Raw genomic sequence first — 26,949 nt, 5'->3', positions numbered from 1 at the left:
CGCCGGCAAGCCGGCTCCTGCAGGTGTGGTCAACGAGTGATTTCGTTGCGGACCTTTTCCAGGGCCTGCTCCAGCAGCGGCAGGCCGATGGAGCCCAGGGCCAGGCGCAAGGCCTGGGGCACATGGGCGGTGGTGGCGAAGGGCTCGGCCGAGGTCACCGTTACCCCCTGATGTTCCAGGGCCGCCACCACGGCATCGGCCCGCCGTCCTTCCGGCAGTTTCAGCCAGAGAAAATACGATGAGCCATAGGCCTGGTAATCGCAGCCCTTGAGCACCCTCCGGGCCAGTTGCTGGCGGCTGCGGGCATCGTTGCGCTTCTGTTCTTCCAGGCTGTCCACCAGCCCCGACTCGATCCAGCGGCAGCCCAGGGTCACGGTCAGCGACGGGGTGCTCCAGGTGGACACGCGGATCGCCCGTTCCAGGGCCGGGATCATCTCCAGGGGCGCGACGATAAACCCCAGGCGCAAGCCCGAGGCGACGCTTTTCGACAGCCCGGAAATATACAGCGTGCGCTCCGGGGCCAGGGTCTGCAGCGGCGGCGGGGCCGGTTCGGCGAGGAAGGCGTAGGCGCCGTCCTCGATCAGCAGCAGGTCATGCTCGCGGGCCAGTTGCGCCAGGCGCCGGCGTTCGGCCAGGGGCATCACCGTGCCCAGGGGGTTGTGCAGGGTCGGCATGCAGTACAGCGCCCGCACCGGGCGCCGGCGGCACAGGGCCTGCAGGGCGTCGAGGTCCATCTGGCCGTTGTGCTGGGGCAGCGCTTCGAGGTCCAGGCGATGGACCTGGGCCAGGGTCTTGAGGCCGGGGTAGGTCAGGGCGTCCACTGCCAGGATGTCCCCGGGCTGGAGTAGCGCCAGCAGGCTCACCGCCAGCCCCTGCTGGGCGCCGTTGACGATCAGAACCTGCTCGGCGGCGACGCGGATCTCGCGGTTGCGCAGGTGCCGCGCTGCGGTCTGGCGTTCATGGGGGCGGCCGCCCTGGGGCGCGGAATGCAGCAGGGCATCCAGGTCGCCGGAGGCGGCTATCGCCCGCAGCCCCTCGCGCAGGCTTTCCGCCTGGCCGGGCAGGGACGGGTAGTTGAACGCCAGGTCCACCGAGGCGGCGCTGGCCGGGTGCTGTTCCAGGCCCATGCCCCGGGGCAGGCTGGTGTCGCGGACAAAGGTACCGCGCCCGGGCTCGCCCACCACCAGGCCGATGGCTTCCAGCTCGTGATACACCCGCAGCGCCGTGGCCAGCGCCACCTGCTCGCTGGCCATCAGCGCCCGCACCGTCGGTAGCTGAGTGCCCGGGCACAGCTGGCCGGCGCGGATGCGCTGGGCGAAGTGATCGACGATGGTTTTGTAACGGGTACGGCGCATGCTCGGCCACCTTGTGTATCTAGAACACTTTTTTGTTTGTATCAGATAGGGCGCCTAATCTAGCGGCTTTTGCGCAGGAGCGCTCACATGCCGGACCTTTCCACCCTGTCGATTTTCCTCGGCGCCGTGCTGCTGTTGCTGCTGTCGCCGGGACCCAACATGGCCTTCGTCATCAGCCACGGCGCAGCCTATGGCTGGCGCGGTGGGGTGGCATCGGGGCTGGGGATCGGCGCAGCGGATATCGGCCTGACCCTGCTCACGGCCACGGGCGTCACCGCCGTGGTGGCCAGCTGGCCGCCGGCGTTCGACCTGATCCGCTATGCCGGGGTTGCCTACCTGTTGTGGCTGGCCTGGAAGGCCCTGGGCCAGCGGGGGGGCCTGGACCTTGCCGATACACCCCGGGTGCCGCTGGCCACGGTGTTTGTCCGGGCCCTGTGCAACAGCCTGCTGAACCCCAAGGCGCTGCTGTTCTTCATGGTGTTCCTGCCGCAGTTCGTGCGCCCCGAGCACGGCAGCATCGCTGTGCAACTGGTGGTCCTGGGCTTGCTGCTGACCCTGGTCAGCGGGGTCTTCCATACCAGCCTGGGGATCTTCGGCGCGGCCTTGCGCCGTGGCTTGCCCGGCAGCGATTCGCGGCTGGCCCGCTGGCAATCCTGGCTGCTGGCGGCGGTGCTGCTGGCCCTGGCCCTGCGCCTGGCGCTGCTGGCGCGTCCGCTCTGATTCATCAGCCAATGGAGTTTGACCATGTACATCGCCGCCTTTATCTACCAGCCGGGCCAGCGCGACGAGGAGTTCCACCGCCTCAGTGCGCTGATCGACGAAATTGCCATCAGCCTGCCGGGCTTCGTCGGCGCCCAATCCTGGACCAGCGCCGACCAGGGGCTGATCAACGCCAGCTATTACTGGGAGGACGAAGCCTCGATCCAGGCCTTTGCCAGCCACCCCAGGCACATCGAAGCCAAGCGCCAGTACCGGCGCTGGTACGCCGGTTATCAGGTGGTGATTTCCAGGGTCGAGCGCACCTATGGCGATGGCGCCATCACCCAGTTGTTGGGCAATGCCCGCCAGGGCCCGGTACGCCGTGCCTGAAGGCTCAGCCGGCTGCCAGCCGCGCGGCCGCGCGCAGGGTGATTTCCCGGCGCTTGTGCAGCGAATCCGCGGCGCGTTGGCGGGCCTGCTGCACCACGCTGGCGGGGGCCGTGTCCGGGCTGCCGGCATTGAACGGTGGCGCCGGGGCGTACTCCAGTTGCAGCTGTACCCGCTGCGCGGTGGCGGCGTCGAACATTTCGGCGGCCAGGGTCAGGGCGAAGTCGATGCCGGCGGTGATACCGCCGCCGGTCAGCAGGTTGCCGTCACGCACCACCCGCTCATGCACCGGTATCGCCCCCAGCGGCGCCAGCAGTTCGTGGTAGGCCCAGTGGGTGGTGGCGCGCTTGCCCTGGAGCAGGCCCGCGGCGCCGAGCACCAGGGAGCCGGTGCACACCGAGGTCACGTAGCGCGCCCGGGCGGCCTGCTGGCGGATGAACGCCAGGGCCTGCGGGTCTTCCATCAGCGCCCCGACCCCGGTACCGCCGGGGATGCAGATCACATCCAGCGGCGGGCAGTCGGCGAAGCTTGTGGTGGCCTGCAGCACCAGCCCCGAGCTGGCCACCACCGGCCCCGGCTCCTTCCAGATCAGGTGCACCTGCACATCCGGCAGCGAGGCCAGTACGTCATGGGGGCCGGTCAGATCCAGTTGCTGGACCTCGGGGAACAACAGAAAACCTATCTGCACTGCCATTGCCTGTTCCTTGTGTCGATGAAGTGGACGGCTTGACTCTAGCGCTCTAGGATTTGGCGCATACGCCAACCAGCCCTCGATTTACGCCAACCATGCCCACTGCGCCGAAAAACGTGTTTGTCCTGGCCTTCGCCAATGCCCAGTTGCTGGATGTCAGCGGGCCGCTGCAGGTATTCGCCTCGGCCAATGACCGGGCGCGCGGCCTGGGCCTGCCCTTGCCCTACCACCCGCGGGTGATTGCCAGCCCGGGCGGGGCGACCCTGAGCTCCTCGGGGCTGGCGCTGCTGGCCGAGCCGCTGCCGCTGCCGCAAGAGCCCTGCGACACCCTGATCGTTGCCGGTGGCTGGGGCGTCTACGAGGCGGCCCGTGATCCTGAACTGGTGGCCTGGGTGGCGGCCCGGGCTGCGGCGTCACGGCGGGTGGCGTCGGTCTGCACCGGGGCCTTTCTGCTGGCCGCCAGCGGCTGGCTGGACGGGCGCCGGGTGGTCACCCACTGGACCCGCTGCGAGCAGTTGGCCGAGCAGTATCCGCAACTGCAGGTGGAGGCCAATCCGATCTTCATCAACGATGGCCCGGTGTGGACCTCGGCCGGGGTCACCGCCGGCATCGATCTGGCCCTGGCCCTGGTGGAGGCCGACCTGGGGCGCGCAGTGGCGCTGGAAGTGGCGCGGCAACTGGTGGTGTTTCTCAAGCGCCCGGGGGGCCAATCGCAGTTCAGCGTAACCCTGTCGCTGCAGAACCAGGGTGGGCGTTTCGACCGGCTGCACGCCTGGATCGCCGAGCACCTGGACCGCGAACTGACGGTGCCGGTGTTGGCCGAGCAGGCGGGAATGAGCGAGCGCAGTTTCGTCCGTCACTACCGCGCCGACACCGGCCAGACCCCGGCCCGGGCCATTGAACTGATCCGTGTGGAAAGCGCCCGGCGCCTGCTGGCCGACAGCACCCTGCCGATCAAGCGCATCGCCGCCCAGTGCGGTTTCGGTAGCGAGGAAACCCTGCGTCGCAGCGTGCTGCGGGCCCTGGGCGTGACGCCCCAGGCCTACCGCGAACGCTTCGCCAGCATTGCGCAGCCTTGAGCGCGGGTTTCAGCCTTCTACCAGGCTCAGTTGGCCGTCGGCATACAGCACTTCGCGGCCGATCCAGGCCGGGTCTACCTGGGGCAGTACCGCCGAGGGCTTGCGCAGTTCGCGCAACAGGGTCGAACCGTGGGACAGGCGCCCGCCCATGCGTGCGATCACTGCCCGGGCCTGCTGATAGTGGGCATGGCGCCCGGGGTCGAGGGTGTCCTCCAGCAGAATGTCGACCCCCAGCACGCCCTGGACCTGGCCCGGGTAGATCATGAACCCAGCCGCCTGCTCGCTGCCTTCGCGGCCGTCCTGCCAGAAGCTGCCGCCACGGTTGCGCACCTGCTCATGGGGGGCGAACCAGTAGCCGCGATCAGCCTCGGGCACGGCGTGGTGCAGGCGGAAGAAGATCCGCATCAGGTTGTCCCGGTACCACTCGCGCACTTGCAGGTAATAGCCGCGCATGCCCGGCAAGCCCAGGCGGTGGGCCAGGGTGATGGCCGGGCTCCAGTGCGGGAAGGCTTGCAACGGCAACTCGGCGCACTGCGGACGCGGGGTGCCTGGGTCGGTTTCCCAGGGCAGGCGATGGGGGCTGTTGTCCAGGTTGTCGTAGGCGGTGGGCGGACGCCCCAGCAGCGCGCCGCCACTGCTGGCCAGGGCGGTGGCGATGCACAGGTTGCCCTGCACCACGAACACATAGAAGCGGCTGAACCAGTCTGCCAGTTGCTGGCCGTCGGCCCCGGCGGCGCGCAACTGCGCCAGCTCCCGGTCGAAGCGCCGCAGGCCCGGCTCCAGGCTCAGCAGGTGGCCGCGGGCGATGTGCTGCATGCGCAGGAACCGTGGCAGCGAGCGCAACAGGCGCAGGGGCCGCAAGGGCAGCTGCGGGGTGGCGCCGCCCACCTCGCCGGCATAGCTGGAGGAGGGCAGGCCCCAGTCGGCCAGCCGCGCCAGGAACAGGTCATTGTTGATATAGGAAGCACCGCCGAACACTGCGGTGAAGGGCTCATTGTCCTGCAGTACACGGGCGTCCCAGCGCGCCATGATCGCCGGAATGCTCGCCGCCGCCCGGCGCTGGCCGTACTCGACGAAACGGCTGGGTTGCGGTGGCAGGATCTCGGCGATATTGGCCGCGGTCAGGTGCCGGCGCCAGCCGTAGTCGCTGATGGGGCGGTACTGCAGCAGCCACAGTTGCTGGCCGTCCCAGGCCCATTCCACATCACCGGGCACGTAGTGGAAGGTCTTGAGCACCCCTTGCAGGAAATCCCACAGGGCGCTGGCGCTCAGGCCCCGGGTGGTGGCGAAATGGCCGCTTTCCCAGGCTGCGCCCAGGCGTGAAAGGATCGCCCGCTGCGGGCTGACCTGACCGTCGGCAAGGCTTTCCAGATGGCCCTCGACCCACTCCAGTTCCACCGCCAGGTGACGGACGAAGGCAATCCCTGACAGGGTCGGCTGGATAAAGCGCTGCACCACCACTTCCTCGACCCCGGCATCGCGCAGTTCGCCGATGCGCCCGGGCACTTGCTCGCTGGGCACCCGCAGGTAAGTGGTGCTCAAGCCGGCATTGGCCGAGTCGGCCTGGTCCTCGCCGTAGCTGGAGGAACGCACCGCCCACAGCGCCGCAGGCTGGCTGGCGAGCAGGGCCGGCAGCTGCGGGTCGCTGGCGCTGTCCAGGGACAGGGCGCTGGGCACCGGCTGGCCGGCCAGCTCCGCCAGGCGCAGGCGGCCGCCCTTGGTGTGGGCGACGAAGCCGTTGTCGGCGGATTCCAGCCAGGCGACGAACTCGGCGGGGTGGTCGATCCAGGGGTAATGGCCCCAGCCCGGCCGCAGGCTGACCCGCAGGTCGGCCCGGGCCAGGATGGCCGACCAGGCTGCGGCCTGGGCAATCCCCAGCAGCCGGTCCTGGTCGCCCCAGACCAGTTGCACCGGGTCCTTGATCCACTCCAGCAGCGGCAGCGCGGTATCGGCCCGCAGTTGCTCCCACAGCGGTACGAAGGCCCGGCACCGACCATAGCCGGCGCCCATGCGCCGGTACTGCTCCTGGCTCCACGGCTGGCGCGAGAACTTGCCGGCAAACCACGTCGGTTTATGGCTGAGCAAGCCGTGAATCAGCAAGCGCGCGGGCAGCGGCGACATCAGCGCCGGCAAGCGCCGTTGCCAGAGAAAGGCCCCCACGGGCGACAACAGCACACTGCGGCAGAAGTGCCCCGGGCGGCGCTGCAAGGCGTGCAGCACGATCAGCGCGCTGACCCCCACCGCGACAATCCCCTGGCCCGGCTCGGTCATGCCCAGCAGGGCCTCGGCGTATTCACCCAGGTCCTGGCAGGGCGGCAGCGGGTTGTCGCCAAACCCCGGCAGCTCCAGGGGCTGCACCTGATAGCGCTGGAAGTGCGGCAGGGCATCGTCCCACCAGTCGGCGGCGCTGCCATTGCCCGCCAGCAGGTACAACAGGGGCTTGCTCATGGGCATTCCTCAGCTCAGGTCAGGTCGCGCAGGGCGGCGTCCAGGGTCGGGTAACGGAAGCGGTAGCCGGCCTGCAGCAGGCGCGCCGGCACTACCTTCTGGCCATCGAAGAACAGCTCGGCCATCTCCCCGGCCAGGGCCCGTACCGGCGCAGCCGGCACGTGCAGCCACACCGGGCGCTTGAGCACCTTGCCGACAGTAGTGGCGAAGGTGCCCTGGCTCACCGCTTCCGGCGCCACCATGTTGTAGGTGCCGGACAGGGACGGGTCGTTCATGGCCCGGGCCATCACCTGCAACACGTCGTCGCGGTGCACCCAGCTCATGATCTGCCGGCCATCGCCCATGCGTCCGCCAAAGCCGAAATGGAAGGGCATCAGCAATGGCTTCAGGGCGCCGCCGGGACCGAAGACGATCCCCAGGCGCAGCACCACCTGGCGCACGCCGAAGCGGGTAGCCGGTTCGGCGGAGGATTCCCAGCGCGCGCACAGGTCGGCCATGAAGCCTTCGCCGCGCTCGGCGTTTTCATCCAGGCTCTGGCTGGCGTCGCGCACGCCATAGAAGCCGATGGCCGAAGCCTGGATCCACAGCTCCGGCTTGTGCTGGGCGTGTTGCAGCCAGTTGAGCAGGGCTTCGGTGGTGCCGACCCGGCTGGCCAGCAGTTGCGCCTGGCGCTTGGCCGACCAGCGCGGCCCGGCCACCGGGGCACCGGCCAGGTTGATGATCACGTCGAAGGCTTCGCCGTGGCCCAGCTTGCTCAGCGAGCGCAGGCAACGGGCACGACCGTCGAACAGGTAGGCGGCGCGCAGCGGGTCCCGGGCCAGCACGCTGACCGTGTGCCCGGCATCCAGCAGTTGGTTGACCAGGGTCTCGCCGATAAAACCGGTGCCACCGGTGACCAGCACCCGCTTGCCGCTGCCACCGGCAAAGGGGTTGGCGCCCTGGCCCTGGCGTTGCAGGCGCAGCGCCGCCAGGCCGTCGCGGATGCCCGAGGCGGTGACGCCCACGGCGAACAGGCTCAGGGCCCAGCCCTGCCAGCCCAGGTCGATGGGATTCAAGGCACTGGGCAGGCGTGACCATTCCAGCAGTTGCAGGCCGTACAGGGCGAAGAAGGCCCCGGCGTTGATCGCCAGCACGGTGTGCATGATGCGTTCGATGGCCGGCAGCTTGCGGCTGCGATCCTCGACCACGAAGTCCCACAGGGTCAGGCCGATTTCCAGGGCGAACAGCAGGGCGATCACCAGGGCCCAGATGCCCTGGAACGCCAGGTGGGCGATGCCCATGAACAGCACGCCGTAGAAGCACGAGCGCAGGGCATGGATGCTCAGTTCCTTGCGGGCGCTGTGACGCTGCGGCAGGGCCACGGTGAGTTCGTGATGGTAGAGAGTATCCAGGGCGCCGAGCACGCCCTGGGCGAGCAACAGGGCGATAGCCCACTGCAGGATTGGCAAATCAGCCACGATGGTGAAGTCCTTTTACGAGGGAAGACGAGAGGTACGGCGGTCGTGGCGCTGCAGCCACAGTAACGGCGGCAGCAGCACCAGCAGGGCGAAGCTGTCGATCCACAGGTGGGCGGTCATGTTCATCTGCCAGGACAGCCACATGTCCTGGGGCGCCCACAGCACAATCCCGGCCATCAGCCAGGCCCAGGCGGCAGGGGCCCGCAGGCGGTTGCCCAGGTGCACCAGCCCCAGCAGGAACAGCGAATAGCTTTGCAGGGTGGCGCCGAACAGCCCCAGCCACCAGATCTGCTGGGCCCGGGCCGGTGCCGGCGCGGCGGCGCCCCAGAAGGCCTGTTCGATGCCCGCAAGGTAATCGTTGAACAGGCCACTGTGGCCGGCCCAGGTCAGCAGCAGCCCGGCCAGCAGGTGGCCGGCGCCGACGGCATACAGCCAGAGCACCAGGGCCCGGCGCAGGCCGGGTCGGGGAGAAGCGGCGACGGATAACATTCCATGTCCTGTGGGGGGATCGAGGCCGCGAAGTGTACCGATTTTTTCCGCCCCATGGCGTGCGCCGGTGCCCATCTCAGGGCTTGCCGAGCAATTCCAGCAGCGCGTCGAGGGTGGCTTGCGGCGCTTCCTGGGGCAGGTTGTGGCCGATCCCCGGGAGGATCCGCCGCTGATAGGGCCCACTGAACAGGCCGACATCGGGATCCGGCTCGGTGGCCGGGCCGACGCCGTCGTCAGCGCCGCACAGGGCGATGGTCGGCACCTGGATGGGCGGTTGTGCCTGCAACGCCTGCTCGATGCTTTCCAGGCTGGGGTCGCCGGGTACGTAGCCGAAGCGATGACGGTAGGAATGGATCACCACCGCGACGAAGTCCGGGTTGTCGAAGGAGGGCGCGCTCAGGCCATAGAGCCCGGGCCCTTGTTTCCAGGTTGGCGACCACAGGCGCCACAACAGCTCGCAGAATTCCCGGCGGTTGGCCGTCAGGCCGTCCACCCCGCGCTGGGTATTGAAGTAGTACTGGTACCACAGCCGCAGCTCGGTCTCCGGCGCCCGGGGCTCGATGGCCCGGGGAATGTCCTGGATGTTGTAGCCGTCGGCGCTCATCAGGCCCTTGACCCGCTGCGGCCACAGCGCTGCGACGATGCACGCGGCGCGCCCACCCCAGTCGTAGCCGGCGAGGGTGGCCTGGGGCAGGTACAGGGCGTCCATCAGCTCCAGCAGGTCCCGGGCCAGGGCCGCCTGCTGCCCGGAGCGCATCACCTGTTCGCTGGCAAAGCGCGTCGGGCCGTAACCCCGCAGGTAGGGAACGATGACCCGATAGCCGCGCTCGGCCAGGGGCGGGGCGATCTCGTCGTAGGCCCGCACGTCGTAGGGAAACCCGTGGAGCAGGATCACCGGCTCGCCGTTGCGCGGGCCATGTTCCTCATAGGCGATATGCAGGTTGGGGGTGCTGACCTGGTGCAGGGAGGCTGGGCTGGGCATGACGACTCCGGATCCGGTGGGCCGGGAAAAGCTAGCGCAAAACTTGCGTGCTGTCCTCAAGCCGCAGCGGCATGCAGCCCGTGGGCGTCGCGCCAGCAGCCGGCGGATGTCTTCCAGGGAACTGTGGCCCTACGGTTCGGGGCCCTTGATGTGCACGTAGCAGCGCAGGCCGGCGGTGAAGCTCATGAGGGGCCTGGTGAGGGAGCGCGAATGCGGACCCTAGCGCTGTGTGGCCCGCAAGATTGCCTTCGCCGGCAAGCCGGCACCTACGCAACGGCGCTGCCACCTGAGGGCTGTAGGAGCTGGCTTGCCAGCGAAGGGGCCCGCAAGCCGGCCCCTAGAGTTCGTCGCTGCGGGCCAGGTGCTTGAAGTGATGCCGCCACAGGTCGATGCCCAGGCCGCCGCTGCGGTCCAGGGACGAACCCACGGTCAGGTCGGTGAGCAGGGTCGGCTGCAAGCCGGCATCGAACAGGGCAAAACCTGCGGCCAGCACGCAGGTGTCGGTCTGGATACCGCACACCAGCACACGCTCGGGGGCGAGGCTTTTGAGGTGCTCGAGAATCTCCGTCGTCGGCCCGTAGCCGTGCTTGATGAAGACCTTGTCGGCGGCCACCAGGCTCTGGTCATCCACCGCCGGCTGCCAGCCCAGTTGCCGGGCGAAGGGCGTGCGGCTTTCATCATGGCGCTCCACCGTGGCCACCGAGGGCATGCGCCCGAGCAGGCGGTTGATGCCGTCCACCAGCCACTGCGGAGGGTTGAAGCAGGGTTGCACGTCGATGATCAGCAGCACCTGGTTCATGACGCCTGCCCCAAACGGGCCGGCTGGCGCAGGCCGATGCAGTTGCCCCAGGGGTCCTGCACCTGGCAGATCGAGTCGCCGCCTTCAATGACCATGGGCCCGCGATACAGGCGCCCACCCAGCCCGGTCAGGCGCTGCACCTGGCCGGGCAGATCGGCGACCTGCCAGTACACCACCGTGCCCGCCGGCCCCTGGCCGACCTTGGCGTCGCAGGGGACGATTTCCAGGGACAGGCCCGCGAGCTGCAAATGGCCGAAATCATCCGGCTCGTGCAGCACCCGGCGGGCCTGGGGAAAGGCCTGGGCGTACCAATGGGTGGCGGCACGCCAGTCGGCGGCATGGATCATCACGGCGATGATCGGCGAGTCGGGCATGGGGCGAGTTCCATTTCTGTCGGGCACCAAGGGAAGAGCGCCCCGGTCTCAGCACCGGGGCCGGGCTCAAGGTTGCCAGACGCTCTTGTCGCCACTCAAGCGCCGGTCGAGAAAACTTGCCGCGCTGATCAGCGCCAGGTGGGTCAGGGCCTGGGGCGTGTTGCCCAGGTGGCGGCCGTGGCTGTCGAACTCCTCGGCGTACAGGCCCAGGGGGTTGGCGTAGCGCAGCAGTTGCTCGAACTCCAGGTGCGCCTGCTCCAGGCGCCCGGCCCGGGCCAGGCATTCGACGTACCAGAACGAACAGGCGGCGAAGGCGCCTTCGGTGCCGGCCAGGCCGTCGATCTGGCTGTCGTCATTGCGGTAGCGGTAGACCATGCCGTCACGCACCAGGCTCTTTTCGATGGCATCCAGGGTCGCCAGCCAGCGCGGGTCCTTGGCGCTGACAAAGCGCACCAGGGGCATCAGCAGCATCGAACCGTCCAGGGCGGTACTGCCGATGTGCTGGACGAAATGCCCGTGCTCCTGGTTCCAGAACCGGCTCCAGATATCGTCGTAGATGGCTTGCCGGGTCTGGTCCCAGCGGGCGAAGGGAGCCGGCAGCGAACGCTTGGAGGCCAGGCGGATGGCGCGGTCCACAGCCACCCAGCACATCAGCCGCGAGTGCAGGAAGTGGTGCTGCTCGCCGCGCATCTCCCAGATGCCCACATCCTTGCTCTGCCAGCTGTCACAGACCTGGTCCACCACCTGTACCGTGTGTTTCCAGCCTTCGTGGGAGATGGCCTCGCCGTACTTGTTCACCAGGTACACCGCATCCAGCAGCTCGCCGAAGATATCCAGCTGCACCTGGTCGTAGGCCTGGTTGCCGATGCGCACCGGTTGCGCGCCGCCGTGCCCGGAGAGGTGCCCAAGCTCGGTCTCCGGCAACTCCTGGCGGCCGTCGATGCCGTACAGGATATTGAGCTTCATCGGTTGCCCATGGCAGTCGCTGACCCGGCCCCGCAGCCAGCCCATGTAGGCGTTGGCCTCCTCGACGAAACCCAGGCGCATGAAGGCGTAGACGGTGAACGAGGCGTCGCGTACCCAGGTGTAGCGGTAGTCCCAGTTGCGTTCGCCGCCGGGGCTTTCCGGCAGGCCGAAGGTGGCCGCCGCGAGGATCGCGCCATGGCGCCTGGAGGTCAGCAGTTTCAGCGCCAGGGCCGAACGGTTGACCATCTCGCGCCAGCGGCCGCGGTAGTTGGACTGGCCGATCCAGTCGCGCCAGAACTTCAGGGTGCGCGTAAGGTGCAGCTCGCTATCGCCGTGCCGCACCCGCAGATCGTCGACGCCACCGAGGATGAATTCAGCGCCCTGGCCCTGTTGCAGCACGAACTCGGCCCGCGCCGAGTCCCGTTCAAGGTGCAGCGGCTGGTCGCCCAGCAGGCGCAGCCCGGGCTGCCCGGGGGCTTCGAAGCACACCGAGTCGCCTTCCTGTCGTGCCCCGGTGGCGGCCCGCCCATAGTCCAGGCGCGGCGCGCAGTGCAGGCGCAGGGTGGCCTGGCCGCTGACCACCCGTACCCGGCGGATCAGCAGCGGCAGCTGCTCGGGGTCGTCGTCGATGGTCAGCAGGTCGGTGACTTCCACCACCGCCTCGGTTCCCAGCCAGCGGGTCTGCAGGACGTTGCTGTCGGGCAGGTAGATCTGCTGGCGCCGGGCGTCGGCCAGCACCGGTGCCAGTTCGAAGATCCCGGCGGCGGGGGAGTCCAGCAGCGAGCAGAAGATGCTCGGGCTGTCGAACTCCGGCCAGCAGAAGAAATCGATGCTGCCCTGGTCGTTGACCAGGGCGGCGCTGCGCATGTCGCCGATGATGCCGTGGGCGTCGATGGGGCGTTGTGCCGTGGGATGCTGGTCAGCCATTGCCGCGAAACTCCGGATAGAGGCTCATGCCGCCGTCGATGAACAGGGTGCTGCCGACCACATAGTCGGAGGCGTCCGAGGCCAGCCATAGCGCGGCATTGGCCACATCCTCGGGGTCGCCGACCCGGCCGTAGGGAATCAGCTTGAGCAGTTCCTGCTCTGCCGCGCCCTCGGTGGCGGTGCGGTTGATGGCGGTGCGGATCGCCCCCGGGGCGATGCCGTTGATGCGGATCCGCTGCTGGCTGACTTCCTGGGCCAGGGTGCGCATCAGCATGTCCACGCCGCCCTTGGAAGCCGCGTAATTCACGTGCCCGGCCCAGGGAATCAACTGGTGCACCGAACTCATGTGGATGATCTTGCCCGCCGCCTTGGACACCCCGGCGCGCACCCCCTGGCGCTGGAAGATGTTCAGCGCCGCGCGAGCACAGAGGAACTGCCCGGTGAGATTGACGCCGATCACCCGGTTCCAGTCGTCCAGGCTCAGGCTGGCGGCCGGCCCATCCTTTTGCAGGCCGGAATTGGCCACCAGGATGTCGAGAAAACCAAAGGCCTCGATGGCCTGGGCGAACAGCGCCTCGACCTGGGCCTCATCGGCCACATCGGCGCCAATGGCAATGGCCCGGCCGCCTTCGGCATTGATCCGCGCGGCCAACTGCTCGGCCGGCGCGGCCTGGGAGTTGTAGTTGAGCACCACGCTGGCACCGGCCGCCGCCAGGGCGATTGCGGTGGCGGCGCCAATGCCGGAGCTGGCGCCAGTGACCAGGGCTACCTGCTGGTCGAGGGATATCTGCATGCACTGCACTCCTGTCGCCGCTGTCGAAGGCCGGGGCTGATGCGCCCATGCGACACGCAACGCATCAGTGGCCCCTGTTGTGCTGACCCCGGACGCGGTTCAGGAGTTCAGTTCAGCGCGGTGGTTGCAGCCCGCGCAGTAGCAGCTCAAGCGCTTGCAGGGCTTGTTGCAGGCGTTGCCCGGGCTGCTCGGCGGCGGCGATCCACAGCGCCGCGTCCACCAGGCTGCCGTTGATCAGGCGCGCCAGGGCCTGGCTCGGCGCGGGCGTGATCAGCCCGGCTTCGACCAGCGCTTGCAGGCGGCGGCTGAGGGAGTCGATGCAGTGTTCCTCGGCTGGCTGCCGTTGCCCCAGTACGGCCCGGGCATCCTGCAGGACGATGCGGCGGATTTCGGCTTCCTGGGCCATTTCCAGGTAGGCCCGGCAGCGCTGGGCAAAGCCTTGCCAGGGATCACTGGCCGCTTCGGAAATGGCCTCCAGGCGCTCATCCATTTCACTGTCGATCTGCTCCACCACCGCCGCCAGCAACCCCTGCTTGTCACCGAAGTGGTGATACAGCGCGCCCCGGGTCAGCCCGGCTTCGGCGGTCAGGTCGTCCATCGAGGTCTTGGCGTAGCCCAGGCGGGCAAAGGCCTGGCGCGCGCTGGCAATCAGCCTGGCGCGGGTTTGCTCGATCATCGCGGCGCGTGGGCGGCTGCTCATGGACACAGTTCTCCAACAAATGGCGGGTTGACATACGAGGCGTATGTTTACATGATTTTTAACATACGAGGCGTATGTGTTTCTACTGTGCCTGCCCTTTGTGGCAAGTTGCAGCCCCCCAAGGAGTCGTTGTAAATGGCAAACCCCTACCGCGAACTGTTCAAGGCCCCCGGCAGCCGGGCCTTTGTGCTGGCCGGGATGATCGCGCGCATGCCGATCTCCATGACCGGCATCGGCCTGATCACCATGCTGGCTCAACTGCACGGCGGGTACGCCCTGGCCGGCTCGGTGGCGGCGACGTTCGCCCTGGCCACGGCGTTCTGCGCGCCCCAGGTATCGCGCCTGGTGGACCGTTACGGCCAGAGCCGGATATTGCCCCTGGCCGCCGGCCTGGGGGGCGGGGCGCTGCTGGCCCTGCTGCTGTGCACCCGCTTGCAGGCCCCGCACTGGACCCTGTTCCTCTGCGCCGCCCTGGCCGGCTGCATGCCCAGCATGTCGGCCATGGTCCGTGCCCGCTGGACCGAGCTGTACCGCGGCCAGCCGCAACTGCAGACCGCCTATGCCCTGGAGTCGGTGCTCGATGAGGTCTGCTTCATCGTCGGCCCGCCCTTGTCGGTGGGCCTCAGCGTCGGCCTGTTTCCCGAAGCCGGGCCCCTGGCGGCGCTGCTGATGCTGGTGCTGGGGGTCAGTGTGTTCGTCATGCAGAAGAGCACCGAGCCGCCGGTCCATCCCCATGAGGAAGGGCACGCTGGCTCGATCATTCGTTCGGTGGAAATCCGCCTGCTGCTGTTGCTGATGACCGCCATGGGCACCATCGTCGGGGTGGTGGACGTGGTCAGCGTGGCCTTCGCCCAGCAACAGGGGCAGCCGGCGGCAGCGAGCATTGTGCTCTCGGTGTACGCCATCGGCTCATGCCTGGCGGGCATCGCCTTTGGCGCCCTGAAACTGGCCACGCCCTTGCCCCGGCTGTTCATGTACGGCGGCATCGCCACGGCGCTGACCACCTTGCCGCTGCTGCTGGCGAGCAACATCCTCGGCCTGTCCCTGGCGGTGTTCGTTGCCGGGCTGTTTTTCTCGCCGACCCTGATCGTCGCGATGGCCCTGGTGGAACGCAGCGTGCCGCCGGCCAAGCTCACCGAGGGCCTGACCTGGCTGGTCACCGGCCTGAGCATCGGCGTGGCCCTGGGGGCCGCGGGGTCCGGAGCGCTGGTGGACCAGTTCGGCGCCCGCAGCGGCTTCTGGCTGGCCCTGGCGGGCGGCGCGGTGGTACTGGGGGCGGCGTTGCAGAGCTATCGGCGCATGCGCTGAGGTGATCGGTGGACTAATTTGTTCCCCTCGTGCTGCGTTTCTTTAGCGTCCATCCGTCGAGGGAATAACCGTGACTCAGTTGAACCTGCTGTGCCTGCCGTATTCCGGCGCCAGCGCCATGGTCTACAGCCGCTGGCGCCGCAAGCTGCCGCAGTGGCTGCACCTGCAACCGCTGGAGCTGCCCGGGCGTGGCGCCCGTTATGCCGAGCCGCTGCACACCGACATGCGCGAGCTGGCGCGGCAGCTTGCCCTGGAAATCCGGGGCACGCTGCGCACCCCTTACGCCCTGTTCGGCCACAGCCTGGGCGCCTTGCTGGCCTGCGAACTGGCCCATGCCCTGCGCGTCCTGGGGTGCCCGGAGCCGGTGGCGCTGTTTGCCTCGGGCACTGCTGCGCCGACCCTGCGCACCGAATACGACCGGGGGTTTGCCGAGCCCAAGACCGATGAGCAACTGATCGAACAGTTGCGCACCCTCAACGGCACCAGTGAAGAAGTGCTGGCCAACCAGGAACTGATGAGCCTGACCTTGCCGATCCTGCGGGCCGACTTTCTCTTGTGCGGGCGCTTTCGCCCGGTGCAACGGCCACTGCTCAATTGCCCGGTGCATGTGCTGGGCGGCAAGACGGATCGCGCCACCACCGAGCAACTGATTGGCTGGAGCAAGGAAACCCACGGCAGTTTTTCGGTGGACATGCTGGCGGGCGGGCACTTCTTCATCCACGAGCACGAGGCCAAGGTGCTGAGCCTGCTCAAGGGCCATCTGGAGGTGCATCGCCGCCGCCACCTGCAACCGGTAGCCGCGGTTTCCTAGCGGCTACACACTTGCTTGCTGTAGCCGCTGGCGCAGGCTGCGCACGGCCCGCAGGGGCGCAAAAATCCCGGGTTCGCCAGGGGTTCGGCTGGCGATCGCCAAGCAAGGCCCGGCGGGCCTTTGTGCAGCTTCGCGGGCTCGGCAGCGGCTACAGGGAAGAGGGTGGGGCGGTTGGTGGGGCTCAACCCAGGGAGCTGCCCAGGCGCCAGTAGCCCATCAGGGTCAGGTTGCGACGCTCCTGGCCGCGCTCGTTGATCAGGTGGCGGCGAATGTTCATCACCGTGGCCGACTCGCCGGCCACCCAGGCGTAGAAATCGTTGTCCGCCGGTTGGGCGGTTTCCCAGAGGCGTTGTTCGTCGTTGCGTTCGGAAACCTTGATCGGCCGGCGCTGGCTGTTGGCCGGCGGCAGTTCGGCCAGCTCCCGGGCGGCATGGATCAGGGTTTCGCCATGGCGTGCGCCCAGCAGGTCCCGGGGCAACCAGTTGATCCGCGCCAGCGGGTGGCAGCGCAGGTCGATGCAATCGCTTTCATAGGGCACTTCGATAAACGCCTGCACATCCGGATGGTCCGGATAACCCTGCAGTTCTTCCAGAATGCCGGCAATCGCCGGCAGCGCGGTTTCATCGCCCATCAACAGCACCTTGCGGATCCCCGCCGGCGGCAGCCATTCATAACCACCGGGGTCGCCGCTGTAGGCCTTGTTCGGCACCACCATCTGCAGGCGGTCGCCGGGCTGGGCATGGGTGGCCCAGGCGGAGGCCGGGCCGTTGACCCCGTGCAGGACGAAATCCACATCCATTTGCGCAGGGTGCAGGCGCAGGGCGCGAATGGTGTAGGTGCGCATTGGCGGTTGCTGCTCGGCCGGCAGCTTGCGCCGGGCCGCCTGCCAGTCGCCTTCCACCGGCAGTTGCGAGGGCGTGCCATCGGCCCCGGGAAACAGCAGCTTGATGCGCTGGTCCGGTGCCAGGGTACGCGCCTGGGCGATGTCCTCGCCGGTGAACACCAGGCGGGCCATGGACGGGCTGAGGTGGATGCGCTGCTTGAGCTCGACGTTGATTATCCGGTAGCTGCGGGGTTGCTGGGCGCCGGCGCCTACCAGCTTGCGCAAGCCATTTGCCAGTGAGCTGGCCAGTGAAGTGGCTGAGGACATGATCGCGACCTTATTAAAGAGAAGGTCCTGATTTGACGAGCCGCAAGCCCTGGAATTTACCGATCGCAGCGGCGCCGCAGTGCTGCGCCCACGGTTAATTTTTCCCCTGGCCCATCCGTTTCGTAGGGATAGCCGAGCCAAAGCTCGATACCCAACATGTACGGATGAACCCAGATGAACGCTGAAAAGTCCCTGAAACTTGCTCGCCGGTTTATCGAGCTGCCGCTGGAGAAACGGCGGTTGTTCCTCGACGGACTGCGAGCGGAAAACATCGACTTTTCGCTGTTTCCGATCCCCGCCGACGTGTTGGTCGAGGACCGTCACGCGCTGTCCTACGCCCAGCGGCGCATGTGGTTCCTCTGGCAGCTGGATCCGCAGAGCGGCGCCTACAACCTGCCCGGGGCGGTGCGCCTCACCGGCGTGTTGAATCGCTCGGCGCTGGAGCAGGCCTTTGCCAGCCTTGTTGCCCGTCACGAAACCCTGCGCACGGTGTTCAAGCGTCATGCCGACGACAGCCTGGAGCAGGCGCCTGCGGATATTTCTCTGCCTGTGGAGTTCCTGGATCTGAGTGATCTCGATGCGCCCGGGCGCGAGCAGGCCGTGGCGGCCGAGGCCCAGCGCCAGTCGCTGCTGCCGTTCGATCTGGGCAGCGGGCCGCTGCTGCGGGTCAAGTTGCTCAAGCTCGGCACCGAGGAGCACGTACTGTTGCTGACCCTGCACCACATCGTCTCTGATGGCTGGTCGATGAACGTGCTGATCGATGAGTTCATCCGCTGCTACGACGCCTTCGAACGAGGTGAGACACCGCAACTGCCGCCGTTGCCGATCCAGTACCGCGACTACGCCCTGTGGCAGCGTCGCTGGCTGGAGGCCGGTGAGCAGGCGCGGCAGCTTGAATACTGGCAGGCACGCCTGGGGGAGGAGCATCCGGTGCTGGAACTGCCCATTGATCATCCGCGCCCGGCGATGCCCAGCTACCGCGGCACCCGTTATGACTTCGCGATAGAGCCGCAGTTGGCCGAACAGCTGCGGGCCCTGGCAAAACAGCACAACGTGACCCTGTTCATGCTGTTGCTCGGCGCCTTCAACGTGCTGCTGCACCGCTATACCGGCCAGGGTGATATCCGTGTCGGCGTACCCATTGCCAACCGCAATCGCGCGGAAGTCGAGGGGCTGATCGGCTTCTTCGTCAACACCCAGGTACTGCGCACCGAGCTTGGCGGCCAGACCCGGGTCGGCGAGTTGTTGCAGGCGGTCAAGGAAGCCGCCCTGGGTGCCCAGGCCCACCAGGACCTGCCGTTCGAGCAATTGGTGGAAGCCTTCAAGCTGGAGCGCAGCCTGAGCCATACGCCGCTGTTCCAGGTGATGTACAACCATCAGCCGCAAGTGGCGGACATCAGTACCGTGCAGACCGCCTCCGGGCTGGAGCTAGGGGTAGTGGAATGGCAGAGCCGCACCACCCAGTTCGACCTGACCCTGGACACCTACGAGAAGTCCGGCAAGCTGCATGCTGCCCTGACCTATGCCAGCGACTTGTTCGACGCCGCCACCATCGCCCGCATGGCGCGCCATTGGACCGCGCTGCTGCAAGGCATGTTGGGCGATGCTGAACAGCGCATTGGCGAGTTGCCGTTGCTCGATGCCGAGGAGCAGCAGACCCTGGTGCACGAGTGGAATGCCACCCGGGTCGCTTACCCCACCGGGCAGTGCATGCACCAACTGATCGAAGCCCAGGCCCGGCGCACCCCCGCGGCCTGCGCCCTGGTGTTCGGCGAACGGCAGCTGAGCTATGGCGAACTGGATGCCCGGGCCAACCAGCTGGCGCGTCTGCTGCGTGAACAGGGCGTGGCGGCGGATGGGCTGGTGGGGATCTGCATCGAGCGCTCCATCGAGATGGTCGTGGGCCTGCTGGCGATCCACAAGGCCGGTGGCGCCTATGTGCCGCTGGACCCGGAATACCCCCAGGACCGCTTGGCCTACATGATCGAGGACAGCGGCATCCGCCTGTTGCTGACCCAGAGTTCGCTGGAGCCGTTGCTGGCGGTTCCTGGTGCTCAGGCCCAGGGGCTCAAGGTCATCACCCTGGACCAGGAGCAGAACTGGCTGGATGCCTACAGCGACAGCCCCTTGCAACTGCCACTCGATCCGCTGAACCTGGCGTACGTGATCTACACCTCGGGTTCCACCGGCAAGCCCAAGGGCGCCGGCAACAGCCATGCGGCGCTGGTCAACCGCCTGTGCTGGATGCAACAGGCCTATGGCCTGGACGCCAGCGACGCGGTGTTGCAGAAAACCCCGTTCAGCTTCGACGTCTCGGTGTGGGAGTTCTTCTGGCCGCTGATGACCGGCGCCCGTCTAGTGGTGGCCGCCCCGGGCGCCCATCGTGAGCCGGAGCGGCTGATCCAGGTCATCACCGAGCAGCAGATCAGTACCCTGCATTTTGTGCCGTCGATGCTCCAGGCGTTTATCCACGACAGTAGCGTGACCGCCTGCACCAGCCTCAAGCGCATTGTCTGCAGCGGCGAGGCGCTGCCCCTGGATGCCCAGCAGCAGGTGTTTGCCCGGCTGCCGAACGCTGGCTTGTACAACCTCTATGGCCCGACCGAGGCGGCGATCGACGTCACCCATTGGACCTGCGTCGATGAGGGCGCCAGCAGCGTGCCCATCGGCCGGCCGATCGCCAACCTGCGCACCCATGTATTGGATGCCCAGCTACAGCCGGTTCCGGCGGGTGTCGCTGGCGAGCTGTATCTGGGAGGCATTGGTCTGGCGCGCTGCTACCACCGACGTCCGGCTCTGACTGCCGAGCGCTTTGTGCCTTGCCCTTTTCATCAGGGGGCGCGGCTGTACCGCACCGGTGACCGAGTGCGCCAGCGTGCTGACGGCGTGATCGAGTACCTGGGGCGTCTGGACCATCAGGTCAAGCTGCGTGGACTGCGTATAGAACTGGGTGAAATCGAGGCCCGGCTGATGCAGCACCCCGGTGTACGCGAGGCTGTGGTGCTGGTGCAGAACGCCAAGCACCTGGTGGCGTATCTGGTGTTACAAGAGGCAGGGCTTGCCGAGGCGTGGCGCGACGAGCTCAAGGCATGGCTGGCCGGCAGCTTGCCGGAGTACATGGTGCCCCATCATCTGCTGGCCCTGGAGCGCCTGCCGGTGACCGCCAATGGCAAGCTCGACCGCAGAGCCTTGCCGCTGCCAGAGGCGGCACCGCAGCTGACCTACGTGGCTCCGGAAAACACCATGCAGAAGGCCTTGGCGGGAGTCTGGCGCGATGTCCTGGGGCTGGACCAGGTGGGCCTGGACGACAACTTTTTCGAGCTCGGCGGTGATTCGATCATCTCGATTCAGGTGGTCAGCCGCGCCCGTCAGGCTGGGATTCGCCTGGCCCCCCGGGACCTGTTCCAGTACCAGAGCGTGCGTAGTCTGGCTCAGGTTGCGGTCCTCGACGATCTGCCGCAGATCGACCAGGGGCCGGTGGCCGGCGAGGTCCCGTTGACCCCGGTACAGCACTGGTTCTTGGCCCAGGAGGTGCCTCGACCCGGGCACTGGAACCAGTCGTTGCTGCTCGATCCGCGTCAGCACCTGCAGCCGCAGCTGTTGCAGGCGGCGCTGCTGCACCTAGTCAATCATCACGATGCATTGCGCCTGCGTTTTGCTTTCTCGCCGCCTGGCTGGCAGCAGGCGTACGCCGAGCCCGCTGGCCATTTCGACCTGTGGCAGCGCCGGGTGGCGGATGATCAGGCTCTGGCGGCGTTGTGCGATGAGGCCCAGCGCAGCCTGGACCTACAGGCTGGCCCCCTGATGCGCGCAGTTCTGCTTGCGCACGAGTCCGGCCGCCAGCAACTGCTGTTGGTGATCCATCACTTGGTGGTGGATGGCGTGTCCTGGCGTGTGCTGCTGGAAGACCTGCAACAGGCCTACCGGCAGTTGGCAGAGGCTCGGCCACTGCAACTGCCGCCCAAGACCAGCGCCTATCAGGCATGGGCCCGTCGTTTGCAGGAACATGCGCCACGGCGCGAAGCCGAGCTGTCGTACTGGATGGCGCAGCAGGCCGGGGCGGGTGACTTGCCCTGCGATAACCCGGCGGGCGGATTGCAGAATCGTCATGGGCGCAAGATCGAGTCGCGCCTGCCGGCGCAGTTGACCCGACAACTGCTGCAGCAGGCCTCGAGCGCCTATCGCACTCAAGTCAACGACCTGCTGTTGACGGCCCTGGCTCGCGTATTGTGCCGCTGGACCGGACAGCCTTCGGCGCTGATCCAGCTGGAGGGGCATGGGCGCGAAGACCTGTTTGATGAGCTGGACCTGACCCGCACCCTGGGCTGGTTCACCAGCCTGTACCCGGTGCGCTTGCAGCCTGCAGAGCAGGCCGGAACTGCGATCAAGGGCATCAAGGAACAATTGCGCGCGATTCCCGGCAAAGGGCTGGGCTACGGCTTGCTGCGCTACCTGGGCACTCCGGCCCAGCGTCAGGCTCTGGCGTCTTTGCCGGAGCCACGGATCACCTTCAACTACCTGGGCCAGTTCGATCGCCAGTTCGACGAGCATGCGCTATGGACACCGGCCAGCCAAAGCAGCGGCCAGGCCCAGGACCCACAGGCTCCTCTGGCCAACTGGCTGACCCTGGAGGGGCAGGTCTTTGGTGGCGAATTGGCTTTGCAATGGGGCTACAGCCAGGAGATGTTCAGCGACGCCAGCGTACAGCGACTGGCTGATGACTACCTTGCCGAGCTGCATTCGCTGATCGAGCACTGCTGCGGCGTGGCCCAGGCCCAGGCTACGCCCTCGGACTTCCCGCTGGCGCGGATTTCCCAGCAGCAGCTCGACGAGCTGCCGGTGCCCGCCGCCGCGATCGAGGACCTTTACCCGCTGACGCCAATGCAGCAGGGCATGCTCTTTCATACCCTCTACGAACCCCAGGAGCAGGCGTACATCAACCAGTTGCGCCTGGACATCCATGGCCTTGATCCGCAGCGCTTTGCCGATGCCTGGCAGGGCGCTTTGGACCGCCACCCGATCCTGCGCAGCAGCGTGCACTGGGAAGGGCTGGACACGGCTCATCAATTGGTCAGAAGCCAGGTCAAGGTACCGTTGCAGATACTGCAGGCGGCTCCGGTGGATCTCGACCTGTTGGCCGAGCAACAGCGCCGCCAGGGATTCGAGCTGCACCGGGCGCCGCTGCTACGCCTGTTGCTGGTGCCACTTGGAGATAACAGCTGGCACCTGATCTACACCTGCCATCACCTGCTGTTGGATGGCTGGAGCAACGCCAGCCTGCTGGCCGAAGTGATCCAGTTGTACGCCGGCGCGCAGTTGCCGGTTGCCCCGGGTCGCTATCGTGACTATCTGGGCTGGTTGCAGAAGCAGCCGGCCCAGGCTGCGCAACAGTTCTGGAGCCAGCGGCTGCAAGCGATGGACTCGCCGACCTTGCTGGCCGACGGGGTGCGCAAGCCGGTATCGGGCAGTGACTATGGACAGTATCTGGAAGGCTTCGATCAAGCCATGACGCAGCGCCTGGCAAGCTTCGCCCGGCAGCAGAAGGTCACCCTCAACACCTTGCTGCAGGCCGCCTGGGCGTTGTTGCTGCAGCGTTACTGCGCGCAGCGGTGCGTGATCTTCGGGGCCACCGTGGCGGGGCGTTCGGCGCCGCTACCGGGTATCGAACAGCAGTTGGGGCTGTTCATCAACACCTTGCCGATCATTTGCCAGCCCCGCTCGGAGTGCAGCGTGGGGCAATGGCTGGAGCAGATGCAGGAAATCAATCTGGGCCTGCGAGAATACGAGCATGTGCCGCTTTACGAGGTCCAGGGCTGGGCCGGGCAGCAAGGCACGCCGTTGTTCGACAGTCTGTTGGTGTTCGAGAACTTCCCGGTCGCCCAGGCGCTGAAGGAGGGGGCGCCAGCAGGTCTGAAGTTTTCCGGCCTGGCCAACCACGAGCAGACCAGTTATCCGCTGACCCTGGGCATTGAGTTGAGCGAGTGCCTCAGCCTGGACTTCAGCTATGAGCGCAGTCGTTTCAGCGCGGATCAGGTCCAGGGCTTTTGTGCCCAGTTGCGGCATTTGCTGGAGCAGTTCATGGATGATCCCGGCATGGCGCTGGGGGCGCTGCAATTGCTCACCGAGCCGGTACGCCAGGACCTGCTGCAGCGCAGCGAAGTGGTCGAGCTGATGGGCTCGCAGGCCTTGCTGGTGCACCAGAGGATCGCGGCGCAGGCTGCGGCCACGCCCGAGGCGCTGGCACTGGTGGTCGATGCCGAACGTCTGGACTACGGACAGTTGAACGCCCAGGCCAACCGCCTGGCTCATTGCCTGCAGGCCCAGGGGATTGGCCCGGGGGATCGGGTCGGCCTGGCGCTCAAGCGCGGGCCGCAACTGATCGTCAGCTTGTTGGCAGTGCTCAAGAGTGGCGCGGCCTATGTGCCGCTGGACCCGCAATACCCGCAAGAGCGCCTGGCGTTCATGATCGCCGACAGCCGCCTGAGCCTGCTGCTCAGCGATACCGGTTCCTGGGCCGCGAATCTGTTGCCCGACAGCGTGCTGCACTGGGACCTGCCGAGCCTTGCGCAACGATTGAGCCAGTGCTCTAGCGCCGATCCGCAGAACAGGGCCTGCCCGCAAGACCTGGCCTACGTGATCTACACCTCGGGCTCCACCGGGGTCCCCAAGGGCGTGGCGATCGATCACCGGGCCTTGTCGGCGTTCTGCGAGGCGGCGGCGGATTACTCGGCGCTCACCGCCACTGACAAGGTGCTGCAGTTCGCAACATTCAGCTTCGACGGTTTCGTCGAGCAGTGTTACCCGGCCTTGTGCCTCGGCGCGGCACTGGTAATGCGCGGTGACGAGCCCTGGGCCGTCGAGCAACTGGCGGCGGTGATCGTCAGCCAGGGCGTGACCCTGGCCGACCTGCCGGCGGCTTACTGGCACTTGCTGGCCAAGCAATGCATGGCTGACGGTATCCGCAGCCTGGGGCGCCTGCGCCAGGTGCATGTTGGCGGCGAGGCGATGTCGGTGGAGGGCTTGCGCCTGTGGCACGCCGCAGGCCTCGGGGCCGTGCGCCTGCTCAATACCTACGGCCCGACCGAGGCCACGGTGGTCTCCAGTGTCCACGACTGCCGGGAACAGGATGCCAGCGAGGTCTACGGCATCCCGATCGGCCAGCCGATCATCGGCCGCGCCCTGCGGATCATCGACGGCGACCTCAATCCGCTGCCCGAAGGCGGCACCGGGGAGCTGTGCATCGGTTCTGCGTCGAGCCTGGCCCAGGGCTATTTTGACCGGCCGGGACTGACTGCCGAACGCTTCATCCCCGACCCCTTTGCCCGTCAGCCCGGCGCCCGGCTGTATCGCAGTGGCGACCTGGCGCGTTACAACCCACAAGGGGCGATCGAGTACATCGGCCGCATCGATCATCAGGTGAAGATCCGCGGCTTCCGTATCGAGCTGGGGGAAATCGAGGCGCGCCTGTCGGCTCGGCCGGATGTGCGTGAGGCGGTGGTGTTGGCCGTGCCGGCCAACAACGGTATGCAACTGGTGGCCTATGTGGTGCCCTCTGCGTTGCCTGGAGATACCAACGACGGCCTGGGCGATGCTCAGGCACAGGCCGAGCGTTGCGCGCTGATCAAGGCCGGGCTCAAGGAAAAGCTGCCGGATTACATGTTGCCGAACCACGTTCTGCTGTTGCTGCGCCTGCCCCTCAACCCGAACGGCAAGCTGGACCGCAAGGCCTTGCCCAAGCCTGATTTGAGTGCCCTGCAACAAGCGTATGTGGCCCCCCGCAGCAAGCTGCAGCAGCAAGTGGCGGCTATCTGGCAGAACGTGCTCGAGGTTGAGCAAGTCGGCTTGCAGGACAACTTCTTCGCTTTGGGCGGGCATTCGCTGCTGGCCACTCAGGTCATCAGCCGGGTGCGGCATGAACTGGGCCTGCAGGCCGCGCTGCGGACCTTGTTCGACGCGCCGGAGCTGCAGGCCTTTGTCGCTGCCCTGAGCGCCGGCGATGCTCCAGCAGCGGCTCCGGCCCTGCTGCGGGTGGATGACTCGCGACCGCAGCCGTTGTCCTTTGCCCAGCAGCGCTTGTGGTTCCTCTGGCAGCTGGAGCCGCAGAGTTCGATGTACAACATTGCCCGGGCCCTGGAGCTGCGTGGAGAGCTGGATATCGACGCGGTGCGGCAAGCTTTTGATTCGCTGATGCAGCGGCATTCGGTATTGCGTACTACCTACAGCGAGGTCGAAGGCGAGAGCTGGCAGCACGTCCATCGCCACCTGCCGCTATCGTTCGCGTTCGATGACCTGTGCGCCTTGCCATTGGCCGAGCGCGAGGCCATGGCCCAACGGCAGTTGCAGCAACAGGCCGGGGAGCCTTTTGACCTGATCGCCGGTCCGCCGATGCGTATACGCCTGCTGCGGCTGGAGCCGCAACGCTACCTGCTGCTCATGACTGTGCATCACATCGTCGCCGACCATTGGTCGTTCGGCATTCTGCCGGCCGAGTTCGTGAGCCTGTACCACGCTCATCGAACCGCCATTGCCAGTCCGTTGCCGGAGCCGGCGCTGCAATACGTGGATTTCGCCGTTTGGCAGCGCAAATGGCTCGAAGGCGGTGAACTGCAGCGCCAGCTCGATTACTGGCGTGAGGTCCTGGGCGATGACCATCACCTTACGCGCTTGCCCGCCAGTGCCACGGTGCAGCCCGGGCAGGCGCCTTCACCCTTGTGCGATCTCCACGAATTCCATTTTTCGGCTGCCCAGAGCGAGGCGCTGCGCGCCTTTGCCAGTGCCCAGGGAGTGACTCTGTACATGCTGTTGCTGGCAGGTTTTGCCTTGGTAGTGGGCCAGCGCAGTGACAGTTCACGGGTTCGTCTGGGGACCGATATCGCCAACCGCAATCACGCCGGCGTTGAAGATCTGGTGGGCTTCTTCGTTAACCAACTGGTATTGCAGGTAAGTGTCGAGGAACAACAGTGCGTCAGCGATCTGCTACAGGTGACACGGAGCACGGTCATCGGTGCCTCGGATCACCAGGACCTGCCTTTCGAGCGCCTGGTGGAGGCGCTCCGGGTGGTCCGGCGTGCCGGTCGTTCGCCGTTGTTCAGCATCAAGTTCATCTATCAGGAAAGCCTTGACCAGCCGTTGTCGATCGACGGCCTGGACGTGCAGCCGGTGGCTGCCGGCAGGGCCGCGGCGGAGCTGGACCTGGTGGCCGAGTTCGTCAATGCGCCACAGGGCATCTACCTCGGCCTGAAGTGCGATGCAGGGCTCTATACCGCGGCAGACATGGCGTGCCTGTTCGAGCAGTTGCAGGCGGTGTTCGAGCTGATGGTGGTCGATACCCAGGCGCCGTTGGCGGCGTTGCTGAGCAAGGCACGGGATATCCAATACCTGCGTGAGCGGGACCAGTTGCAGCAGCGCCAGGCCTTGCTCAAGCAACAGCACCCGATCCAGCGCCGCCGTCCAGGGCGCGTGCCGGTCGAGTGAAGCCAGTTATTGAAGAGTCATGCAGGCGCGTGCGATCGCCGCGCCTGATACCGCGAATCG

18 protein-coding genes are annotated in these 26,949 nt (G+C 67.0%); 6 read left to right on the top strand and 12 right to left on the bottom strand.

Going from position 1 to position 26,949, the window contains the following annotated elements; translation table 11 throughout:
• Positions 1-29 precede the first annotated feature (29 nt).
• Complete coding sequence (locus A9971_RS06740) at positions 30-1,355, bottom strand: PLP-dependent aminotransferase family protein (protein ID WP_015636436.1); 1,326 nt, start codon at positions 1,353-1,355, stop codon at positions 30-32.
• 87 nt (positions 1,356-1,442) lie between these two features.
• On the opposite strand from A9971_RS06740, the gene A9971_RS06735 reads away from it, so the two are divergent.
• On the top strand, positions 1,443-2,075 hold the full coding sequence (locus A9971_RS06735) for a LysE family translocator (RefSeq protein ID WP_011062392.1): 633 nt from the start codon (positions 1,443-1,445) through the stop codon (positions 2,073-2,075).
• A gap of 24 nt (positions 2,076-2,099) precedes the next feature.
• The gene (locus A9971_RS06730) at positions 2,100-2,444 is read left to right on the top strand and encodes an antibiotic biosynthesis monooxygenase (protein WP_011062391.1); all 345 of its coding nucleotides are present in this window, start codon (positions 2,100-2,102) and stop codon (positions 2,442-2,444) included.
• Between the two features lie 4 nt (positions 2,445-2,448).
• Here A9971_RS06730 and inhA read toward each other — a convergent pair whose 3' ends face one another.
• Positions 2,449-3,135, bottom strand: coding sequence for an isonitrile hydratase (gene inhA, locus A9971_RS06725; RefSeq protein ID WP_183001516.1), 687 nt, complete (start codon positions 3,133-3,135; stop codon positions 2,449-2,451).
• Between the two features lie 92 nt (positions 3,136-3,227).
• Here inhA and A9971_RS06720 point away from each other — a divergent pair, with 92 nt between their 5' ends.
• A complete protein-coding gene (locus A9971_RS06720) occupies positions 3,228-4,211 on the top strand; it encodes a GlxA family transcriptional regulator (RefSeq protein WP_019094099.1) in 984 nt (327 codons plus the stop codon).
• Positions 4,212-4,220: 9 nt separating this feature from the next.
• On the opposite strand, the gene A9971_RS06715 is transcribed toward A9971_RS06720, so the two are convergent.
• The 9 genes from A9971_RS06715 to A9971_RS06675 all read right to left on the bottom strand — a co-directional run bounded on the left by A9971_RS06715 (position 4,221) and on the right by A9971_RS06675 (position 14,146).
• Positions 4,221-6,659, bottom strand: a complete 2,439-nt coding sequence (locus A9971_RS06715; RefSeq protein ID WP_053159586.1) for an alpha/beta fold hydrolase — start codon at positions 6,657-6,659, stop codon at positions 4,221-4,223.
• A gap of 14 nt (positions 6,660-6,673) precedes the next feature.
• On the bottom strand, positions 6,674-8,116 hold the full coding sequence (locus tag A9971_RS06710; protein ID WP_011062387.1) for a TIGR01777 family oxidoreductase: 1,443 nt from the start codon (positions 8,114-8,116) through the stop codon (positions 6,674-6,676).
• 15 nt (positions 8,117-8,131) lie between these two features.
• The gene (locus tag A9971_RS06705; protein ID WP_015636431.1) at positions 8,132-8,605 is read right to left on the bottom strand and encodes a hypothetical protein; all 474 of its coding nucleotides are present in this window, start codon (positions 8,603-8,605) and stop codon (positions 8,132-8,134) included.
• A gap of 76 nt (positions 8,606-8,681) precedes the next feature.
• Complete coding sequence (locus A9971_RS06700) at positions 8,682-9,587, bottom strand: alpha/beta fold hydrolase (RefSeq protein WP_183001515.1); 906 nt, start codon at positions 9,585-9,587, stop codon at positions 8,682-8,684.
• A gap of 337 nt (positions 9,588-9,924) precedes the next feature.
• Positions 9,925-10,386: a cysteine hydrolase family protein gene (locus tag A9971_RS06695; RefSeq protein ID WP_011062384.1), complete on the bottom strand. Its 462-nt coding sequence runs from the start codon at positions 10,384-10,386 to the stop codon at positions 9,925-9,927.
• Positions 10,383-10,760: a VOC family protein gene (locus A9971_RS06690; RefSeq protein WP_011062383.1), complete on the bottom strand. Its 378-nt coding sequence runs from the start codon at positions 10,758-10,760 to the stop codon at positions 10,383-10,385. The genes A9971_RS06695 and A9971_RS06690 overlap by 4 nt, the downstream gene beginning before the upstream one ends.
• A 66-nt stretch (positions 10,761-10,826) precedes the next feature.
• Complete coding sequence (locus A9971_RS06685) at positions 10,827-12,653, bottom strand: glycoside hydrolase family 15 protein (RefSeq protein ID WP_183001514.1); 1,827 nt, start codon at positions 12,651-12,653, stop codon at positions 10,827-10,829.
• Complete coding sequence (locus A9971_RS06680; protein ID WP_011062381.1) at positions 12,646-13,446, bottom strand: glucose 1-dehydrogenase; 801 nt, start codon at positions 13,444-13,446, stop codon at positions 12,646-12,648. Before A9971_RS06680 ends, A9971_RS06685 begins: the two co-directional genes overlap by 8 nt.
• A 112-nt stretch (positions 13,447-13,558) precedes the next feature.
• Positions 13,559-14,146 carry a TetR/AcrR family transcriptional regulator gene (locus A9971_RS06675; protein ID WP_183001513.1) on the bottom strand — a complete coding sequence of 196 codons (588 nt, stop codon included), beginning with the start codon at positions 14,144-14,146 and terminating at the stop codon, positions 13,559-13,561.
• A gap of 135 nt (positions 14,147-14,281) precedes the next feature.
• Here A9971_RS06675 and A9971_RS06670 point away from each other — a divergent pair, with 135 nt between their 5' ends.
• Together A9971_RS06670 and A9971_RS06665 are read left to right on the top strand one after the other, a co-directional pair.
• Positions 14,282-15,454 (top strand): MFS transporter, encoded by a 1,173-nt coding sequence (locus A9971_RS06670; protein ID WP_011062379.1) that lies wholly within the window; start codon positions 14,282-14,284, stop codon positions 15,452-15,454.
• Between the two features lie 70 nt (positions 15,455-15,524).
• A complete protein-coding gene (locus tag A9971_RS06665; RefSeq protein ID WP_183001512.1) occupies positions 15,525-16,265 on the top strand; it encodes a thioesterase II family protein in 741 nt (246 codons plus the stop codon).
• A 181-nt stretch (positions 16,266-16,446) separates the two neighbouring features.
• Here the strand turns inward: A9971_RS06665 and A9971_RS06660 are convergent, their stop codons facing one another.
• Positions 16,447-17,415 carry a siderophore-interacting protein gene (locus A9971_RS06660; protein ID WP_183001511.1) on the bottom strand — a complete coding sequence of 323 codons (969 nt, stop codon included), beginning with the start codon at positions 17,413-17,415 and terminating at the stop codon, positions 16,447-16,449.
• Between the two features lie 174 nt (positions 17,416-17,589).
• Between A9971_RS06660 and A9971_RS06655 the strand changes: the two genes are divergently transcribed.
• Positions 17,590-26,889, top strand: a complete 9,300-nt coding sequence (locus A9971_RS06655; protein ID WP_183001510.1) for a non-ribosomal peptide synthetase — start codon at positions 17,590-17,592, stop codon at positions 26,887-26,889.
• Positions 26,890-26,949: the final 60 nt, after the last annotated feature.

Origin of the sequence: Pseudomonas sp. UME65 (assembly GCF_014170225.1) — a bacterium.
In the GTDB taxonomy this organism is placed as follows: domain Bacteria; phylum Pseudomonadota; class Gammaproteobacteria; order Pseudomonadales; family Pseudomonadaceae; genus Aquipseudomonas; species Aquipseudomonas protegens.
Note: the sequence above shows the minus strand (reverse complement) of the source record. Positions and strands in the feature narration are given on the sequence as shown.

Excerpts from the sequence above, each read along its gene's own strand:
- A9971_RS06740 (WP_015636436.1), bottom strand. The coding sequence starts at position 1,355 with ATGCGCCGTACCCGTTACAAAACCATCGTCGATCACTTCGCCCAGCGC.
- A9971_RS06735 (WP_011062392.1), top strand. The coding sequence starts at position 1,443 with ATGCCGGACCTTTCCACCCTGTCGATTTTCCTCGGCGCCGTGCTGCTG.
- A9971_RS06730 (WP_011062391.1), top strand. The coding sequence starts at position 2,100 with ATGTACATCGCCGCCTTTATCTACCAGCCGGGCCAGCGCGACGAGGAG.
- inhA (WP_183001516.1), bottom strand. The coding sequence starts at position 3,135 with ATGGCAGTGCAGATAGGTTTTCTGTTGTTCCCCGAGGTCCAGCAACTG.
- A9971_RS06720 (WP_019094099.1), top strand. The coding sequence starts at position 3,228 with ATGCCCACTGCGCCGAAAAACGTGTTTGTCCTGGCCTTCGCCAATGCC.
- A9971_RS06715 (WP_053159586.1), bottom strand. The coding sequence starts at position 6,659 with ATGAGCAAGCCCCTGTTGTACCTGCTGGCGGGCAATGGCAGCGCCGCC.
- A9971_RS06705 (WP_015636431.1), bottom strand. The coding sequence starts at position 8,605 with ATGTTATCCGTCGCCGCTTCTCCCCGACCCGGCCTGCGCCGGGCCCTG.
- A9971_RS06700 (WP_183001515.1), bottom strand. The coding sequence starts at position 9,587 with ATGCCCAGCCCAGCCTCCCTGCACCAGGTCAGCACCCCCAACCTGCAT.
- A9971_RS06695 (WP_011062384.1), bottom strand. The coding sequence starts at position 10,386 with ATGAACCAGGTGCTGCTGATCATCGACGTGCAACCCTGCTTCAACCCT.
- A9971_RS06690 (WP_011062383.1), bottom strand. The coding sequence starts at position 10,760 with ATGCCCGACTCGCCGATCATCGCCGTGATGATCCATGCCGCCGACTGG.
- A9971_RS06685 (WP_183001514.1), bottom strand. The coding sequence starts at position 12,653 with ATGGCTGACCAGCATCCCACGGCACAACGCCCCATCGACGCCCACGGC.
- A9971_RS06680 (WP_011062381.1), bottom strand. The coding sequence starts at position 13,446 with ATGCAGATATCCCTCGACCAGCAGGTAGCCCTGGTCACTGGCGCCAGC.
- A9971_RS06675 (WP_183001513.1), bottom strand. The coding sequence starts at position 14,146 with ATGAGCAGCCGCCCACGCGCCGCGATGATCGAGCAAACCCGCGCCAGG.
- A9971_RS06670 (WP_011062379.1), top strand. The coding sequence starts at position 14,282 with ATGGCAAACCCCTACCGCGAACTGTTCAAGGCCCCCGGCAGCCGGGCC.
- A9971_RS06660 (WP_183001511.1), bottom strand. The coding sequence starts at position 17,415 with ATGTCCTCAGCCACTTCACTGGCCAGCTCACTGGCAAATGGCTTGCGC.
- A9971_RS06655 (WP_183001510.1), top strand. The coding sequence starts at position 17,590 with ATGAACGCTGAAAAGTCCCTGAAACTTGCTCGCCGGTTTATCGAGCTG.